17 protein-coding genes are annotated in these 18,825 nt (G+C 46.8%); 12 read left to right on the top strand and 5 right to left on the bottom strand.

Annotation, left to right across the window (positions count from 1 at the left end):
- Positions 1-113: 113 nt before the first annotated feature.
- The 4 genes from CI960_RS15025 (at position 114) to CI960_RS15010 (ending at position 3,858) form a co-directional block, all read left to right on the top strand.
- Complete coding sequence (locus tag CI960_RS15025; RefSeq protein ID WP_005854631.1) at positions 114-485, top strand: DUF2141 domain-containing protein; 372 nt, start codon at positions 114-116, stop codon at positions 483-485.
- A 4-nt stretch (positions 486-489) separates the two neighbouring features.
- Positions 490-2,862 (top strand): outer membrane beta-barrel family protein, encoded by a 2,373-nt coding sequence (locus tag CI960_RS15020; RefSeq protein ID WP_005854633.1) that lies wholly within the window; start codon positions 490-492, stop codon positions 2,860-2,862.
- Positions 2,863-2,959: 97 nt separating this feature from the next.
- Positions 2,960-3,589 carry a hypothetical protein gene (locus tag CI960_RS15015; RefSeq protein WP_005854635.1) on the top strand — a complete coding sequence of 210 codons (630 nt, stop codon included), beginning with the start codon at positions 2,960-2,962 and terminating at the stop codon, positions 3,587-3,589.
- Positions 3,574-3,858 (top strand): transcriptional regulator, encoded by a 285-nt coding sequence (locus tag CI960_RS15010; protein WP_005854637.1) that lies wholly within the window; start codon positions 3,574-3,576, stop codon positions 3,856-3,858. Before CI960_RS15015 ends, CI960_RS15010 begins: the two co-directional genes overlap by 16 nt.
- A gap of 140 nt (positions 3,859-3,998) precedes the next feature.
- Here CI960_RS15010 and ilvA read toward each other — a convergent pair whose 3' ends face one another.
- A complete protein-coding gene (gene ilvA, locus CI960_RS15005) occupies positions 3,999-5,198 on the bottom strand; it encodes a threonine ammonia-lyase (RefSeq protein WP_005854639.1) in 1,200 nt (399 codons plus the stop codon).
- Between the two features lie 98 nt (positions 5,199-5,296).
- Between ilvA and CI960_RS15000 the strand changes: the two genes are divergently transcribed.
- Complete coding sequence (locus tag CI960_RS15000; protein ID WP_005854641.1) at positions 5,297-5,656, top strand: thioredoxin domain-containing protein; 360 nt, start codon at positions 5,297-5,299, stop codon at positions 5,654-5,656.
- Between the two features lie 72 nt (positions 5,657-5,728).
- Here the strand turns inward: CI960_RS15000 and CI960_RS14995 are convergent, their stop codons facing one another.
- Positions 5,729-7,039 (bottom strand): anaerobic C4-dicarboxylate transporter family protein, encoded by a 1,311-nt coding sequence (locus CI960_RS14995; RefSeq protein WP_005854642.1) that lies wholly within the window; start codon positions 7,037-7,039, stop codon positions 5,729-5,731.
- 87 nt (positions 7,040-7,126) lie between these two features.
- On the opposite strand from CI960_RS14995, the gene galB reads away from it, so the two are divergent.
- A complete protein-coding gene (gene galB, locus CI960_RS14990) occupies positions 7,127-9,631 on the top strand; it encodes a beta-galactosidase GalB (RefSeq protein WP_005854644.1) in 2,505 nt (834 codons plus the stop codon).
- 68 nt (positions 9,632-9,699) lie between these two features.
- On the opposite strand, the gene CI960_RS14985 is transcribed toward galB, so the two are convergent.
- The 3 genes from CI960_RS14985 to CI960_RS14975 form a co-directional block, all read right to left on the bottom strand.
- On the bottom strand, positions 9,700-10,533 hold the full coding sequence (locus CI960_RS14985) for a PepSY-like domain-containing protein (RefSeq protein ID WP_005854646.1): 834 nt from the start codon (positions 10,531-10,533) through the stop codon (positions 9,700-9,702).
- A 132-nt stretch (positions 10,534-10,665) separates the two neighbouring features.
- Positions 10,666-11,832, bottom strand: coding sequence for a hypothetical protein (locus CI960_RS14980; RefSeq protein WP_005854648.1), 1,167 nt, complete (start codon positions 11,830-11,832; stop codon positions 10,666-10,668).
- A complete protein-coding gene (locus tag CI960_RS14975; protein WP_005854650.1) occupies positions 11,829-12,557 on the bottom strand; it encodes a hypothetical protein in 729 nt (242 codons plus the stop codon). Before CI960_RS14975 ends, CI960_RS14980 begins: the two co-directional genes overlap by 4 nt.
- Positions 12,558-12,837: 280 nt before the next feature.
- Here CI960_RS14975 and CI960_RS14970 point away from each other — a divergent pair, with 280 nt between their 5' ends.
- From CI960_RS14970 to CI960_RS14945, 6 genes are all read left to right on the top strand, one after another.
- Positions 12,838-14,082 carry an efflux RND transporter periplasmic adaptor subunit gene (locus tag CI960_RS14970; protein ID WP_005854652.1) on the top strand — a complete coding sequence of 415 codons (1,245 nt, stop codon included), beginning with the start codon at positions 12,838-12,840 and terminating at the stop codon, positions 14,080-14,082.
- Positions 14,083-14,093: 11 nt separating this feature from the next.
- Positions 14,094-15,365 (top strand): ABC transporter permease, encoded by a 1,272-nt coding sequence (locus tag CI960_RS14965; protein WP_005854654.1) that lies wholly within the window; start codon positions 14,094-14,096, stop codon positions 15,363-15,365.
- Positions 15,366-15,420: 55 nt separating this feature from the next.
- Positions 15,421-16,689 (top strand): ABC transporter permease, encoded by a 1,269-nt coding sequence (locus CI960_RS14960; RefSeq protein WP_005854657.1) that lies wholly within the window; start codon positions 15,421-15,423, stop codon positions 16,687-16,689.
- Positions 16,690-16,739: 50 nt separating this feature from the next.
- Positions 16,740-17,021, top strand: a complete 282-nt coding sequence (locus tag CI960_RS14955; RefSeq protein ID WP_005854659.1) for a hypothetical protein — start codon at positions 16,740-16,742, stop codon at positions 17,019-17,021.
- Positions 17,011-17,361 carry a hypothetical protein gene (locus tag CI960_RS14950; RefSeq protein ID WP_005854661.1) on the top strand — a complete coding sequence of 117 codons (351 nt, stop codon included), beginning with the start codon at positions 17,011-17,013 and terminating at the stop codon, positions 17,359-17,361. Before CI960_RS14955 ends, CI960_RS14950 begins: the two co-directional genes overlap by 11 nt.
- Before the next feature lie 198 nt (positions 17,362-17,559).
- Entirely contained in the window at positions 17,560-18,822 is a 1,263-nt protein-coding gene (locus tag CI960_RS14945; protein ID WP_005854663.1) for an ABC transporter permease, read from the top strand.
- Positions 18,823-18,825 lie beyond the last annotated feature (3 nt).

Raw genomic sequence — 18,825 nt, 5'->3', positions numbered from 1 at the left:
TGTGATATGCAAAGAGTGATGCGCAGCTCCTTTGCATTTTTTTATCCATGGATGGTTTATAAAATAAACTTGTTTGTAGTAACAGTAATAATGATTAAGAGGAGGATACTAAAATGAGACGAGTTTTATTCATATTATCTTTATTCATGTTGGTATGTGGTTACATAGAGGCACGTACTATTATTGTAGAGATTGGAAATATACGTGGTAACCATGGGAATATCCTAGTTATGGCTCAGTCAGGGAAAGATACCAAGCCTGTTTATGGCATGGCGAAGTCTGAGAAAGGAAAGGTTACGATCCGACTGGAAAACGTGGATTGGGAAAAGTTTGATCTGTCCGTATTCCATGACGAGAACGAGAATTGGCAAATGGATATGCTGGAAGGAAAAGGGCCTGCGGAAGGATATGCGTTGAAAAGTTGCGAGGTGAAGGATGAGGAAGCGACTTTCAAATTAAAACTGTATTATCCGGTAAATCAATAGAGCCATGGTACGGTTTTTATTGCTATCGCTTTGGATTTTGGCGATAGGCGGGGGTAGTGCTCAAAAGATCTCGGGACAAACGGTTTATAAAGCCCATGTTTCCGATGCGGAGGGAAATGCCGTGGAATATGCGACCGCTGTGCTTTTATCGGGAGAAAAACAGGTAGGGGGTGCCGTGGCCAATAGTGATGGCGATTTTAGCATGGAGGCGGAGGCTGGGAAGTATAGGCTTGTTGTTCAATGTCTCGGATACGAGCCTTTACGGAAAGAGCTGATCTTACCGATAAAACGGCGGGATTCCTTGATTCTAGATCTATCGAACCATGTTCTGAGGGAAGTCGTTGTTCGAGCGAAGAATATAGAGCGGAAGGCGGACCGCTTTATCATGTCGGTCATGCCATCTGCCGGAAAGGATGGTACGGAATTATTATCGCAGGCACCGGGTGTGTGGCTCTCGGATGGAACGATCCCGATTAATGGGGCGCAAGGGGCGAAGGTGTTTGTGGATGACCGTGAGATTCGTTTAACGGGAGAGGAGCTACTGGCTTATTTGCGGTCTTTGAAATCGGAGGATATAAAAAGGATTGAGGTAATACCGATCGCGGGAGTTGAGTATGAGGCCTCAACTAAGGGTGGAGTGATCAAGATCTCATTGCGGCGACGTCCGGATAACGGTATGCAAGGATATGTATCTTTAGGTACGTCATTGTCTCCATCTTTACAAGGGTATATTCCATCGGCGTCCGTAAATGCACGTGTCGGGAAATGGAGCTTGAATGGAGCGGTATCGGGTACTTTTACTCCCCGGGATAAAGGAGAGATGAACTCCAACAGGGAATACGGAACGGTTGGGAATAAGTTTGTGTCTCAATCTTTGTATGATACGGATTCCAAATATGGGAATGGACGTGTCGGGGCTATTTTCGAGATCGATTCGCTGAATAGTGTCGGAGCTGAGATCGAATATATCAATCAAGCTTCGGACGGAACATCTTGGAGTCAAACGGATTTAGTAAAGAACTCTTATCCTATGAAGAGTACGGGGAATTATCGACAGAAGGATGATTATAACACGTTTTCCGCTACGGTCAATTACTTACGTAAAATGGATGAACGAGGCTCGATATTTAAGGTCATAGCCGATTTCGTAAATAAGCGATCAACCGGGGATAATCTCCATACGATCCGTTATGAACAATCTAATTGGAGCCGTGATACGGTTTACCGGAGTCATGCGGCGGCGGATTATGATATGGCGACAACCGATATTTCTTTCCAAAAGAATTTGCGTGAAAAAATGTCTTTGAAAATCGGGACCAAATATACCTATACGTTGATGGATGATTATTCCTTGTACGAGGGTTTAAACTCTAGTGGGAGTTGGATTCCTAATGAGGAATATGGATATACCTTGAGATATAATGAAAACATTGTAGGAGCTTACGCCTCTTTCTCTGCGGAGATCAAGAACTGGTCGTTCGTTGCGGGGGTACGTGCGGAATATTCCAAGACGTCGGATAGAAGTGAGGATTTTAGTCGGGATTATCTGGATCTTTTTCCGAACTTGAACGTGACCTATGCGTTCGATCCCATCAAGAGGTGGATGCTGGTAGGGCAATATGCTCGTAATATCGAACGTCCTCCGTTCTATACCTTGAATCCGAATCGTATACAGAGTTCGGACTATAGTTATCAGATCGGGAATCCTTATCTGCGTCCTACTTATATCAATCGTTTCAGTGTAACGTTGGTTTATAATTATCGTTATACGGTGACTGTAGGAGGAAACTTGCACCACGACTTGATCCGGGAGTTCTGTAAACAAGATGTGGCGAATCCCGATGTATCCTATATCACGTATGAAAATCACGATCGGGAAAACCATTGGTTTGTAGCGGTCAGCTTGCCGTATCAACCCTTTACTTGGTGTAACTTGACAGGGAATTTCATAGGCGTACGGCAGGATATCCGGATGACGGAATTGTCTTCTTTCTCGTCTCATTATTTAGGGTTTGCCAATGCGATCGCTACCTTTACGCTGCCGGCAGGTTTTACGGTGGAGGCCCGGTATAGTGGAACGAGCCGGCTATATTCCGGTAATAGCGAGGTTGCCCCCCGGCATACGGTTGGAGTAATGGCGAGAAAGAAACTATTGAATGATAAGCTATTGTTGGCAGTTTCAGTCGATAATATCTTTAACCAAGCCAATGAGTACGCCAGTACGTTGGATGTTTATCGAACATCATCCCGTTATGAAAACGGATTTACAGGAAGGGTCTTTAAGGTTGCGTTGACATGGAATTTCAATAGCGGAAAGAAAGTAAGGAAGAGTAAGATTGAGATCGGTTCCGAACGGAGTCGCCTGAATGAAAAATAATAACCGAAAGGTTGCTCAGAAATACCAATGGCCTTATCTTTGGATACGTATTTACATTTTTACATTGAATGAAGAACAAGATAAAATAAATACAGTTATGGAAGATAGAAAATTATCAGAAAAAGAAAGTCTGGATATTATCACTCAGATGATCAACTCCAGCAAGCGAAATATGAAAGTAGGGAGTGGCAATGTGTTGCTTTATTGGGGGTATTTTACCGTGCTCTTATCGGTCGTGATATCCTCTTTGATAGTGTATACGCAAAATTATATTTGGTCTTGGGGATGGATGCTCATGTTTGCTGTCGGACCGGTTATTTCATATAAGCAAAGAGGTTGCGAGCCGGCCGTGGTGACTTATACGGATAAGACGATCTCCAGTGTATGGCAAGTGTTTGGCTGTATGTTTGGACTTACGTTCGTCTTGATCGCGGCGTTTTGCGTGCTTTATGAACAATCCGTCAATTTTATATTAATGCTTCCTTTATCGTTATTATATTGTGGGTTGGGGGTGTCGATAAATGGCATTATCTTGCGGGAGAAATGGATGATTTACTCTCCGGTAGTTGCTTTCGTCTTAGTTATCTACATGCTGATGAGTTTGATAAATCATGGTCCTGTCACGGTCTTGTGGTATTTGTATTTTGGCCTTTCATTTGTGGTAATGATGATTATTCCCGGGCATATTCTTAATAATAAAGCTAAAAAACAATGTTTAAAGAACTAGATCCTTTATTGCACTCACAACTCCGGTTGGCGATCATGTCTATCTTGCTATCGGTGGAGGAGGCGGAGTTTGTCTATATCAAGGAGAAGACGAACGCTACGGCGGGAAATCTCAGCGTCCAATTGGACAAACTTAATGAAGCTGGTTATATCGAGATCGAGAAGGGGTTTGCCGGGAAGAAGCCCCGAACGGTTTGCCGGATCACAGACAAAGGACGCTTGGCGATGGAGGAGTATGTGAATACATTAAGACAATATATTAATATTTAGCTTGTGCCATTTTTAGGGCACGCTTATGCCACCGTGATGGCACAGCTATGCCACTGGGATGGCACGGCTGTGCCACGCCTATGGAAAGTAGTGGCACAGTAATGGTTTGTCAATCAGTTGTATGCTTTGGGGCGAATTGTTTATCCTTCCACTATCTTATATCCCGAAACGGTGAGTAATTGCCGGATCTCATTAATTTGCTGTTGATTTCTTGTTTCCATCTCCAACCGCAGATAACAGCCATTGATATCAGCCGTATGGCTGACACGCTCGTGGTATACGGATACTACGTTGGCACCGGTAGAGGCGATGATTTCGGATACATGCTGTAATTGTCCGGGTTTGTCTACCAATTCGATCGTCATGGAACAAGAGCGGCCGGATTTCTGCAAACCGCGTCCGATTACCCGGGAGAGGATATTCACGTCGATATTTCCGCCGGAAATCAAACAGATTACTTTTTTCCCTTTGATGGGTACTTTATTAAACATGGCGGCGGCCACGGCTACGGCACCCGCCCCTTCGGCGATTAATTTATGTTGCTCGATCAACGCGAGGATAGCGGTGGAAATCTCATCGTCTGTCACGGATACGATCTCGTCCACATATTGCTGGCAAAGATCGAAAGTATGTATTCCCGGTTCTTTTACGGCGATACCGTCGGCTATGGTACGTACACCTTCGAGGCGTTCGATTTTCCCATGCTCGATAGAGTTTAACATGCTGGGCGCTCCTTTGGCTTGCACTCCGTAAACTCTGATATCCGGGTTCAAGTTCTTGATGGCATAGGCGACTCCGGAGATCAGCCCACCCCCTCCGATCGGAATGATTACAGCCTCTACTTCCGGGAGTTGTTCCAATAACTCCAGACCGATGGTCCCTTGTCCGGCGATCACATCCTCATCATCAAACGGATGGATAAATGTGTATCCTTTCTCATCCTTCAATTGTAAAGCCTTGTTATAGGCGTCATCGTAAACACCTTCGACAAGGCATACATCTGCCCCATAAGATTTAGTAGCCTCGACTTTAGAGATAGGAGCGTTATCGGGCAAGCAGATTAAGGACTTGATACCATGAGCGGTAGCCGCTAATGCCACACCTTGGGCATGGTTTCCCGCCGAGCAAGCCACTACGCCATGCGATTTCTCTTCTTCCGTAAGCTGGGCGATCTTGAAACAAGCGCCGCGCACTTTAAACGATCCGGTTACTTGTAAGTTCTCTGGTTTTAGAAAAATATGGGATTCCGGATTGATATTGGGAGCGCTGATTAAATCAGTGCGTCTGATGACTGTCTTCAAGGCATATGATGCCTGATAAATTTTATCGAGTGTGAGCATTCTGTCTGTATGTTAAAACGATGTCGCGAAAGTATAAAAAATACCGCAACCTATTCATACTTATCTTTGTTATATTATAAATCAAAATATAGAGAAGTATGGTAGTGATCGATTTAACGAAAGATGGTTTTATCGCCAATGTCGGTGATTTTGAGGCAAATCCCAAAGATTGGAAATATATAGGAAGTCGTCCTTGCCTCATAGATTTTCACGCTCCTTGGTGCGGTTATTGCAAACGCTTAAGCCCGATATTGGATGAGTTTGCCAAAGAATTTGATGGGAAGATTTATATTTATAAGGTGGATGTGGATCAAGAGGAGGCACTCGAGACAGCCTTTAATATCCGAACGATTCCCACTTTGATGTTTTGCCCGCTAGACGGCCCCCGTGAGATGATGATCGGCACGATGGGAAAACTGGAGTTAAAGCAGTTGATTCAGGAAAAATTGTTGAAGTAATATAATATGGATATATGGTGTGGGGTGTAGAGACGTAGCGTGTATGCTGCGTCTCTATTTTTTGCTTTCTCATTATATGAATTGAATGAATAGTAACCCCAATCCTACAGAAACTCCGGTCGCTATCAATCCCGGCATCATGAAAGAATGGTTCAAGATGTATTTACCGATGCGGGTCGTGCCCGTGCGATCGAAGTTGATGGCGGCTACGACTGTCGGGTAGTTTGGGATGAAGAAATAACCGTTTACGGCGGGGAATAAAGCGATCAACATATAGGGTGAGATTCCCAATGCGATCCCTAGCGGCAATAACGCACGAATGGTAGCCGCTTGGCTAAATAATAAAATGGACATTACGAAAAGGGCCAACCCGAATAACCAAGGCATCTGTGTAACTATATGCTCGATAGATCCCTTTAATTCAGTCATATTGCCGGCGATAAATGTATCTCCCATCCAAGCGATACCGAAGATCGCTACCACCGCTTGCATACCTGCGGAAAAAACGGAACCCTGTGCGGCCTTGATACCATCTGTTTTTGTAAATAATAAGATGAAAGCGGAGGCTGTCAACATTAATACCTCAATAATATGTGACATCTGCATCGAGACCTTTTCCGTGCCGACGGTAAAGACCGGACGTAGGGACTCCATAGAACCAAAAATAACGATCGCTATCGTAGCGAGAACAAATATAGAGACCGATAAGGCCGCTTTCATTTGGTTTTCAACGCCTTTCGCCTCATAATGTTCCGTGCTAAACTCATGGTTCGCCACCCGCTTTAAGTATTCCGGATCTTGATCTAGCTCTTTACCGACCTTTAAAGAGTAGATCGCTCCCACTAACACACCTAATAAGGTACAAGGAACAGAGATCATCAAGATATTCATCAAGGAGATATTGTATCCGGACAACATACTTAATAAAGCTACCGTAGCCGCCGATATCGGACTAGCGGTAATAGCTTGCTGAGAAGCGATCACGGCGATCGCCATCGGACGTTCGGGACGGATCTTCGTTTCCGTAGCGACCTCGGCGATTACCGGAAGGACCGAATAAGCCACATGCCCCGTTCCGGCTATGAAGGTAAACAAATAGGTGACGAGCGGGCTTAATATCGTGATTCGTTGAGGATTCTTGCGAAGCAATTTTTCCGCCCACTTAACCATAAGATCAAGTCCGCCAGCGGCTTGCATACAACTAGCCGCCGCTATTACGGCAACGATCATAAGCATGACATCGATAGGAGGGGAAGTGGGCTGGAGCCCGAATCCAAAGGTGAGTATACCGAGTCCGAGACCTCCTAACACGCCTAATCCGATACCACCGATACGGGCACCTATAATAATGGCTATTAAAACGAAAGCTAATTGTAACAACATGCTGTGCAATTCTTTTGATTTAGTTTGTATTGGAGACAAAAATACTTATTTTTGCTCCGCTATGAATAACAAAAACACAAAAAACGAATGAAAAGAACAAGTTTCGCTATTTTGATCGGTTTGTTTTGCCTTTTCCCTGCGCTTTTTTCTCAAGTACGCAGTGAGTTCCTGTTGGAAAAGAATTGGAAGTTCACCCGGGAAGACAGCCCGGAGTTTATCAATCCTACTTTTAACGATAGCAAATGGCAATCTGTGACCGTTCCGCATGATTGGGCGATTTACGGCCCTTTCAGCTCTCAGAATGATAAGCAAGAGGTCGCTATCGCCCAAGACGGACAAACGGAGGCCATGGAACATGCCGGCCGAACCGGAGGTTTGCCTTTCGTGGGAGTCGGCTGGTACCGGACCGAGTTTGAGGTTCCTCAATTTACGGATGGGAAGCGTGCCACGATCCTGTTCGACGGTGCGATGAGCCATGCTAAGGTCTACGTGAACGGACAAGAGGTTGGATATTGGCCGTATGGCTATAATTCTTTCTATTTCGATATCACGAAACAACTCATGCCGGGGAAAAAGAACACCTTGGCGGTTCGCCTCGAGAACTTGCCGGAATCCTCCCGTTGGTATCCGGGAGCGGGATTATATAGGAATGTACATGTAATCGTGACGGAAAACGCCTATATCCCGGTCTGGGGAACTTATATTACGACCCCGACCGCCACGAAGGAATTTGCGAAAGTCAATGTACAGACGAAAATCGTACTGCCGGAAGGTGCCGATGCCAGCAAGTATAGCGTGAAAACCAGTGTATGGAATCCGAACGGGCAGAAGTTGACGGAGCAGACTACGCCTCTCTCACAGATTAAGTACAATGATAATAGCCTCTCCCAAGAGTTTATCATCCAGACCCCGACTTTATGGTCGCCGGATATGCCCGTCCTGTATTCCGCGGAGACTCGTCTCTATGAGGGCGATCAACTGAAAGATATATATACGACCCCGTTCGGTATCCGTTCAATCGAGATCATTCCGAATAAAGGCTTTTTCTTGAATGGTGAGAAGACGGTATTCAAAGGCGTTTGTAATCACCATGACTTAGGCCCGTTAGGGGCTGCCGTCAATGATGCCGCTATCCGTCGTCAGATCCGGATCTTGAAGGACATGGGATGCAACGCTATCCGTACTTCCCATAATATGCCGGCTCCCGAGTTGGTAAGGGCTTGCGATGAGATGGGTATGATGTTGATGGCAGAGAGCTTCGACGAGTGGAACAAGGCGAAATGCGCGAACGGCTATAATTTGATTTTCGACGAATGGGTGGAGAAAGACCTCGTGAATCTGGTACATCATTACCGGAATAACCCGAGCGTCGTGATGTGGTGCGTCGGTAACGAGGTGCCTAACCAATGGGATGAGAGCGGTTGTAAGATCTCCAAGTTCTTGCAGGATATCTGCCATCGGGAAGACCCGACTCGTCCGGTGACGCAAGGTATGGATGCCCCGGATGCCGTCGTGAATAATAATATGGCGGCGGTGATGGATGTGGCGGGATTCAATTATCGTCCGTTCCGTTATCAAGTGAATTATAAGAAACTGCCTCAGCAAATAATCTTGGGAAGCGAGACGGCCTCCACGGTTAGCTCACGAGGGGTTTATAAATTCCCGGTAGAGCGTAAGGCGATGGCTGTCTATGAGGATCACCAAAGTTCCTCGTACGACGTGGAGCATTGCAACTGGTCTAATCTGCCGGAGGACGATTTTATCCAGCATGAGGACCTTCCGTATTGTATCGGGGAATTCGTATGGACAGGATTTGATTATCTGGGCGAGCCTACTCCTTATTATACGAATTGGCCAAGCCATAGCTCCTTGTTCGGTATTATCGATTTGGCGGGTATCCCCAAGGATCGTTACTATCTATACCGTAGTCATTGGAACAAAAGCGCCAAGACCTTGCATATCCTGCCGCATTGGACATGGCCGGGACGTGAGGGCGAGGTGACACCCGTATTCGTTTATACCAATTATCCTTCCGCCGAATTGTTTATCAACGGAAAGAGCCAAGGGAAACGTACGAAAGACCTAAGCATCGGTATCGATAGTAGTTATACCGAAGCGGCTCAAAAGAGTTTCGAGCGCCAGAAACGATATCGTTTGATGTGGATGGATACCAAATACGAGCCGGGAACTTTGAAAGTGGTCGCTTATGATAAGGAGGGTAACGCTGTGGCCGAGGAGGAGGTTCATACCGCAGGGAAGCCGCATCATATTGAGTTATCCGCCGATCGTAACCAATTGACGGCTGACGGAAAAGACCTTTCTTTCATCAATGTTAGAGTCGTAGACAAGAACGGTAACCTTTGTCCGGATGATACCCGCCAGATCCAGTTTAAGGTACGTGGTGCCGGAGCCTACCGTGCGGCGGCAAATGGAAATAGCGCCAGTCTGGAACTCTTCCATCTTCCGGAAATGAAACTGTTTAGCGGGCAACTTACCGCTATCGTGCAGACGGCCGAGGAACCGGGGACGATCTATTTCGAGGCTTCCGCACCGGGAGTAAAAGGGGCGACCTTGGAATTGATCAGTAAATAAGCTTGATTATCATATAACGTAAACCGCGCGATTCAAGTCCGGAGACGGCTGTGAATCGCGCGGCTTTTTTATACGATATTCCCGAATACATCAAAGGTAATCGTCTCGTCCTGCCCGTTATGTGAAACCTTGAATAGGTAGAAGGTGCCATTGGCATTCAATAACGTATATATGGACTGTACCTTGTCGCTAGCGTAAGCGGAGGATTCGAAGCCTTGCATCACGATCTGCGGAACCTCTTGCTCGGACATGGCCCATGTGGTACTTTGCCACCTGTAATCCTTATTCAATTGCGCCACTTTATAAATCTGGTTATCGATCATATCCAGCTCGTAACCTAGGCTGTTCTGTTGGATATCCAGCAACTCGGCGTTGGCGAAAGTGATCTCCATCAGGTTGCTGACCTCTTTCGGGATAACGATCGGCGCGTCATTATTGATCTCATCGTCCACGGCTTTGATCAGGTTTCCATACTGTGAATAATACAGGTCTACTTCGCTATTGGACTGCTCCGCCTCGATCTTGTAAACGATTCCCATATTTAGGCGATTGATGGCGTACGTGTCATCCACGGTCCAATTTGAGTAAAAGCCTTGTTTGAAGGCGGTGGATACCGCTGCCGGTAATTGGGCGAAAGAGATGTCTATCTTCTCCATCATCCATATGCCTTGATCCGTGAACCAAGCTGTTGTCTCGGAGCCGCCGTTGTTGAAATCTACCACATAATAGTTACCTTCGATCTCAAAAACAGGGTTTTTGGCATCGGGATATTTCTCTTGGAAAGCGTTCTCTACCGGTGGAAGAGGGATAATGCCTTGATGATCATCATCATTTTTGCTACAGCCAGAGAAAAAGAGAGTCAGACCGGCTATACAGGTGAATAGAATTAGTCTTGTGTTCATACATTTTGCGTTTATAAGTTTTGGGCATAGAACAACAGGTCTATCGGAAAAGTTTTGAGCGAAATCGATTTAAGTATATTGAATCAAGAACAAGGATCTTGTTTCGACGAGATCCTTGTTCTTGTATAATTGCTACGGATTTACGTTCAAATAATAGGTTGCTGTGCCTATTAAAGAACTTCCATTATACATTGCGCAGGTGATGCGAAGAGATCCACCGTAATGTTGGGAATTTAGATAGACACTAACATCTAATCGATTACCGGAAGGATAAGTGTACCATCTATCGCATTCTCCATAGAATTCAGCGTTCCAGCTATACGAGGTCGGAGTTCCTGTCTTTGTGTAAGCATATAAAGTCGTCGTGGCATTACCCCCTGGCGCATTGATAGAGGAACTGCCGCTACTATAATCCTCTTGACTCTTCCCTATATAAACAGTCGGCATATCATTTTTTTTCATATATTTTAAGCTTGATGCATCAAAGGGACAATGAGCTTTGGGATGCCTCATAAGAGCGTATTCCCCCCATTTGGAGATGAATATATTGGGCGTAGATGTCGTTACGGCAGAGTGATTATCACTAAGATAGGATACTTTGGTTGCGGCACCTGTTGTTGATATATAACTACCATCTAACCAATATACGTTTGTGGGATTAATAGTCCATCCCATCCAAACTGCTGATCCGCCTTCAGTCATATACCAAGCATAGGCATGACAATTGTAAGTGGTTGTTGAACTACTTATTAGAGTTGCTTGTGAATAGGTTGTTGTACAATATTGGTCATGGCTCGCTTTTTGTGAGGCTGATAATTCCTCACTTCTGTAGTAAGTGTCATTAACGAGTGTCCCGTTAGGAGTGTAAACAGTAGCGGCTGCTCCTTGAGCTTTTGTCTCAACATTGAGATTCGGCTCCCAAATCATGTTTAAATTCTCCATAGTGATCCATTCATTGGGGAATTTTTCGATTCGTTCTCCGGAAAGCAAGAATAGTAATTGCCCGCAAGAAGCACAAGAATTCACCCCATCCAAAACGAGAATGTGTTCTTTTCCATCTCCTTGAATAGTAAAGACCCAAGGGTATGGATAGTCTGTTCCCTTGACATGGGAGTGAGCGACAGAATCTACTACATTCACCAACCATTTAGGATATGTTATCTTTCCGTCTTTAATGACAATTTCTGAACTGGATGTCAAGATTTCTTTATCACCTCCTTGCATATTATCCATTTCATTGTCACATGCGTTCAGCGTGAATGCCAGCATGATTATTAAATAGTATAATACTTTTTTCATGATCTCAATTTATTAAAGGTTACAATGTATTGTTTTAATAACTCTTCGATTACATTACTGCCCGTTAGCTTTTCATCGATGGTGAATTGTTTAAATTTGGGCGTAATGGTCTTGTTGTCTATCCGTTCTAGACTTCGACCTAGGAGATAGACTACGGTTTTTAGACCATATTGTCCATAAATATCCGGGTTGTTTTGTTTGTAAAGGAGTCTCTTTACGGCTTCGGAGGAGATCTCTTGCTGTAAAAGATTATTTGTATTAGATAATATCGTCTCATTAGACAGAAGAGCCTCGATTACCATTTGCCGACTAATTTCATTACCTATTTCTATGGAAGTCAACACTCCTGCTTTCAGTAATTCTTGTTTTTTCATCTTCTCAAATAGCAAAGAAGCATTGTCTTTCCTTTTGAATAACTCTTGTAACCCGTTAAAACGTGCGGAAACCTTGCTAATGCCTTCCTGTATTCCATTGTAAGCGAATATGTCGCCTAATAATGGGTAAGCAAGGCAAAGTTCTATAAGCTCTTCTGTTGATACCGTTTTTAATATCTCTGCCGGAATTTGGCAGGCTTTCAGCATATCCTCATGTGTGGATAATGCTTGCCAAGCCTCCGTTCCTGGTTTTATGGGGTAATCCCAACTTTTTATTGATTGTGCGTTCATATCTATCGATATAAACACGAGGAGGAAAATGCTCCAAACGAAAGTTACTGTTTTTTTCATCTCTCTTTAGAATTTAGGGTAAATAATATAAGATTGGTATTCCTTGATTATGGATTTTCCCAAAAATAGTCCTTTTTGTAAAGATAATCAAGTATTTATATGTTAATTATGATTGAATATCTGTAGATTCTCATTGCTGATGTCTTTGTTTTCGTACAAAAGCGGACACAGTGTTCGATATCGGACATCTCTTTTGTTTTATTTCTTCAATAAATCAATTACTTACGTTTTTGGCACGGGGTTTGCTCTTTGGAGGGTGGAAAATAAAAACAAACGAAATATGGACAGAGAGATATCAAAAGAGGTTCGGCAGAAGGAGCAGCGTAAACAGTTTATAAAGCTGGGGGCGGGGATCGGTATTGCCGTTGTCTTGATTGGCGGGGTGATCGGTTTTATGCAAACCAGCCTGCAACGGAAGGACTTGGTTTTTTCAACGGTAGATAAAGGAGTGATCGAGGTTTCCGTTAGCGCGTCAGGCAAGGTGGTTCCTGCTTTCGAGGAAATCATCAACTCACCGATCAACTCCCGTATCGTCGAGATTTATAAAAAGGGAGGCGATTCCGTGGATGTAGGTACTCCGATCTTGAAACTGGACTTGCTCAGCGCCGAGACGGATTATAAGAAACAATTGGACGAGGAGCAAATGAAACGCCTCCAATTGGATCAACTCCGTATCCAAAACCGCAATAAGCTTTCCGAGATGGAGATGCAATTGAAAGTCTCTCGCATGGAACTGAACCGAAAGGAAGTGGAGTTGCGCAACGAGCGTTATCTGGATAGCCTAGGCGCCGGAACGACCGATAAGGTCCGTCAAGTGGAACTGGACTATAACGTTAGCGTCTTGAAACTGAAAGAGGATGAGCAAAAATATGAGAACGAGAAATCCTTGACGGATGCCGATTATAAAGTGAAAGAACTCGACCTGAACATCTTCCGAAAGAGTCTAGCCGAGACGAAGCGTACCTTGGAAGACGCCCAGATACGCTCTCCCCGCAAGGCGATCCTGACCTACGTGAACAACGAGGTAGGTGCCCAAGTCTCTCAAGGCAGTCGTGTCGCTATCGTCTCCGACTTGTCCCATTTCAAGATAGAGGGGGAGATCGCCGATACCTATGGCGACCGGATCGCCGCCGGTAGCAAGGCCGTCGTAAAGATCGGCAACGATAAACTGGATGGGGTGGTTAGCGATGTTACCCCCTTATCGAAGAACGGCGTGATCTCCTTCACGGTACAGTTGGAGGAGGATAACCATCGCCGCTTGCGCTCCGGTTTGAAGACCGATGTATACGTGATGAATGCGATCAAGGACGATGTGCTGCGTATTTCCAACGCCTCGTTCTACGTCGGGAAAGGAGAGTATGAGTTGTTTGTTGTCAACGGAGACCAATTGATCAAGCGGAAGGTACAGCTGGGAGACAGCAACTTTGAGTATGTAGAAGTAGTCAATGGCTTGGAACCGGGTGACGAGGTGGTCGTTTCCGATATGACAAGTTTCAAGGAAAAGAATAAACTGAAATTGAAATAACGATTCGAATTATGTATAAGCAGTACATCAAACAAGCGGTTCAAATGCTGCGTGAAAATACGCTCGTAAGCATAATCTCTATTTCGGGAACGGCCCTTGCGATCGCCATGGTGTTGGTGATGGTATTGGTGTTCCAGATTAAATCCACGGGATATGCCCCTGAGTCCAATCGGTCTAGGTTTATGTATGTCTGGGGTACGGAAGTCAGTTCGAAATCCCCCGGAGGATCGGATCGTAATCGTGGAGGCATGTCCAGCGAGGTCGTGAAGGAATGTTTCTATACCTTGCGGAAACCAGAGGCCGTATCCGGCTATTGTAGTGATAGCCATTCCTTGTCATTGCCCAATAGACGGCTCTTCAAGGAGTATGAGATTTGTTATACGGACGCGGGCCATTGGAAAATATTCGACCATCCTTTCGTGGAAGGAGGCCCCTTTAGCGAGGCTGATTTTCAATCCGGTATACCGAAGATGGTGCTGTCGGAACAGGTGGCGACCGATTTGTTCGGAACAGGACAGGCCGTCGGGCGGCAGGTTGTGATGGATTTTATCACTTTCACCGTCTGCGGGGTGGTGCGTGACGTACCTTCTTCATTGATGAGCTCCTACGCTCAGGTATGGATACCCTATAGCTGCAATGAGGCCCTGACCCGTGTAAATGGGGAGTATGGGGAGAATATGGCCGGTTATTTCAGCGTGGCCTTATTGGCTCGTTCCTCTTCCGACTTCGATGCCATACGCTCGGAACTAGACCAACAGGTCCGTCGCTACAATGACAGCAAGACCGATTATAACGTAGGTTTCCCTTCCGGGCTACTTTCCCAGTTGGATACGGCCATGGGAAGCGGCGCTTTTCAAAAGGTGGACTGGCCTACCTTCTTGGCCGGATCGGGTGCTTTCCTATTCTTCTTGCTCTTGGTACCGGCGCTGAACTTAACGGGCGTGATCCAATCGTCCGTGCAGAAGCGGAAAGAAGAGATCGGTTTACGTAAGGCTTTCGGGGCTACGGGACAGAATCTTTTGATGCAGATCTTATCGGAGAACTTTGTGCTGACCTTGATCGGCGGCGTGATCGGCATCGGCCTCTCGATGGTCTTGTTGGTGGTAGGGAAGCCTTTCATGTTGAGCGAGAACGTGAGCCTTACGGCGCCTATGCTTATTAAACCGGGCTTATTTATCTCCGCCCTTATCTTTACGTTCTTGCTGAATATATTAAGCGCCGGGATACCGGCATGGCGTACGACAAGGCAACCGATCGTAGAAGCGTTAAAAGGGAACGAGTGAATCCAATGAATGATGAACAATGAGTTGTCAATTGTCAACTATCAACTATCAAATTATGATTAAGCATATATTTAAAATAATATGGGCCCAGCGCAAGAGCAACGGCTGGATACTGGGCGAGTTGGTTATCGTGATGTGCGCCCTTTGGTTTATGATGGATAAGTTATGGGTGGATGTGCGCTGCTATAACGCCCCGATGGGATATGATATCTCGAATACGTGGCGTTTCAAGCTTTCCACGCTCTCGTCGAACGCCCCGGGTTATGTGCCCGACTCACTTTACGACTCGAACGCAACACAGGATTTGTTGAAGCTTATGGAACGTATCCGCCAAGAGCAGGAGGTCGAGGAGGTATGTGTTACGTATTGGTCCATGCCTTATTCAAACGGAAGTTCGTGGGGGACGCTTCTTCCCTTGGGCGCTGATACCTCGAAGGCGGTAGGACAGAACTACCACAAGCTGAAAGTATCCCCTTCTTATTTCGATGTATTCCGTATGAAGGATAAGGAGGGCCGTGCTATTACCCCGTTGGTGGAGAACGCTTACCGTCCGCTCGTCATAACGGCGGAGGCGGAAGATTTCTTCTTCGGGGGGCAGTCTGCCATAGGCCGGCAGATCTCGGAGAATGACGACCTTTCCGAGCCTTTCACGATCGCCGCCGTGCTTCCTACCTTCCGTAGCAATGACTTCGACCGCCCGGAGAACTGCGCTTTCACGATATTGAAAGGTGAGTCATTGCAGGAGTTCGTGAAGAATTTCGGCGTAAGGAGCGCTGAACTATCGGTACGTACGAAACGCCCGATGACCGAGGATGAGATGTACGCTTTCTTGGAGAAAACAGCGGATCGGATGACGGTAAATAACACCTTCGTCCACGGTGTCACCCTCCTTGCCGACCAGCGTGATGACCAACTCCGGTTTACCAAGAACGAGAACAGCAAGAAACTCTCCATGATGGCCTTCCTGCTCGTGAACGTATTCTTCGGTATCGTAGGCACGTTCTGGTTGCGTACCGAGCGGCGGCGTAGCGAGATCGGTCTCCGCATGGCGATCGGTTCCAGCCGGGGCAGGCTGGGCGAGTACATGTATCTGGAAGGTCTGGGCCTCTTGGCGATCACCGTGCCGATCCTACTGGTCTTCGTCTTCAATATGGCCTTTTTGGATAAGCTGGATTCCTACCGCGAGCCCCTCTCCATCCTCCGCTTTCTAGTAACCCTCAGCGTCTCCTACCTCCTGATGGCCGGCATGATCTGCATGGGAATCTGGTTCCCTGTCCGCAAGGCGGTAAAGATGGCTCCGGCGGAGGCGTTGCATTACGAATAAATTGTTTATCTTTGCGTCTGTCAATTTATTAATGAGAAAGGAGCAAGCGTATGACAGCTATAGAATTAAAAATGTCGTTATTGCAAGAGGTGATGTCTTTGGAGGATGAACAGTTGATCAAGAAGGCCCTCGACAGCGTCCGCCGTATGAAGATGGCTGCCTTTGGAAAGGCCACCCCGGTAGAGAAGCCGGCAGACGATTACGCGGAGCCTACCAAGGAGGAGATCTTGGCGGGGCTAAGGAATGCCCTGCAAGACGTGAAGGATTTGCGTGAGGGCAAGGATGTGGGGCATAAGTTTAGAGACTTGAGTGAGTTGCTCAATGAGGTATAGGATAAAAACCCATCAAGACTTCGATAAAGAGTTCAAACGTCTCTGTAAGAAGTATAGCTCATTGAAGGCTGATTTATCGGCTTTGGGTAAGTCTTTGAGCGAGAACCCTGATCAAGGGACGAGCTTAGGCAAAGGCGTTCGCAAGGTACGCATGGCCATCGCCTCCAAAGGAAAAGGAAAGAGCCATGGGGCGAGAGTGATTACTTACACGGAGGCCATTGTCTGCGCAGATAATGAGGGTACGGTTATTCTCCTCACGATCTACGATAAGGCCGACCGTGACTCCATTTCGGCAGCCGAGATCGATGAACTGCTGAGATCCTTACGTTGGGAATTATAAAATCTGAAACTGTCCATAATCGCTGTCCGATAACGAATCAAGTGTTCGTTATCGGACAGCTTTTTTTACGGGGTGATGTTAGGAATCAAGTGGTTACGTTTTTGGCACGTTATTTGCCTCCGTAGGGGCACAAAGTCGGATGATAACAAACAATCACTGTTTTAGTCGGGTAATAGATAATTTATAATACAAAGGTTTATGATAAAGCAATACATTAAACAAGCGTTGAGGATGATCGGGGAGAACAAGCTGTTGAGCGTGATCTCGATACTCGGTACCGCCTTGGCCATTTGCATGATCATGGTGATCGTCATCCTATATGTCGTGAATACGGCGAGTTTCAAGCCGGAGGTAAACCGTGGCCGCACCTGCTACATAACGACCGTCATGAGCAATGGCAAGGATGATAACCGGCGCATTTCCTACTCGTCGTTGGGACTGCCCTTGGTGAAGGAATGCTGCTATCCGCTGAAAGGGGCGGAGGCCGTTACCGCCATCAACATGGATCGCTATAGGCCGTTGACCGCCTCGTCTATGGACGGGCTTAAGAACCGGACGAGTTACATCTCTTATACGGATACCGCCTTCTGGAAGGTCTTCCAGTTCGATTTCCTGCAAGGAGGCCCCTTCAGCCCGGCGGCTTTCACGAGCGGTATCCGCAACGCCGTGATCAGCGAGAGCGTGGCCTTGGCCCTTTTCGGCACGGACCAAGTCGTGGGGCGGGAGATGAAGCTCGATTTCATCGTCTACAATATCTGCGGGGTCGTGAAGGACGTATCCCGGTTCGCCTCGAAAGCGTGGGCGGAGGTCTGGATCCCTTACACGGTGCGGGACGACGGGGGATACCAAGAGGGCATCAACGGCTCGTATAGCTGTTGCGTCCTGCTGAAACCGGGCGTCACGAGGGAGGAGTTGAGGACCGAGGCGCTGCGGAAGGTCGAGGAGTTCAACGCCAAGACCCGGGACGTCAAGGCCGATATCCTTCACCAGCCCTCCACCCAGATCGAGGAATGGATCGGCGGCGGTAGCGAGTTCGGGGCGAACCTCTTCTACCTCTACGTCCGTTACGGTATCATCCTTTTCATCCTCCTGCTGGTTCCGGCCTTGAACCTATCGGGCATCACCCTGTCGAGGATGCGCCGCCGGATGGCCGAGCTTGGCGTACGCCGGGCTTTCGGGGCCACGCAAGGCACGATCCTCTGGCAAGTGCTGTCCGAGAACATGGTCTTGACCCTGCTCGGCGGGCTGCTGGGATTGGCGATGTCGTACGGCGCCATGTTGTTGCTGAGGGACTGGTTGCTGGTCACCTCGCTGGGGAAGACGGGGCTTTCCACCGGGATGTTTAACGGGGCGGTCTTTATCGCCGCCTTCCTGTTCTGCCTCGTGCTGAACCTGTTTTCCGCCGGCCTCCCGGCTTGGCGAATGTCAAGATTGAATATTACGGACTCTATAAATGGTTGACGC

It is taken from the genome of Parabacteroides sp. CT06 (assembly GCF_002257605.1).
Taxonomy (GTDB): Bacteria; Bacteroidota; Bacteroidia; order Bacteroidales; family Tannerellaceae; genus Parabacteroides; species Parabacteroides distasonis.
The sequence above is the reverse complement of the archived record's forward strand: the minus strand, read 5'-3'. Positions and strand labels throughout refer to the sequence as shown.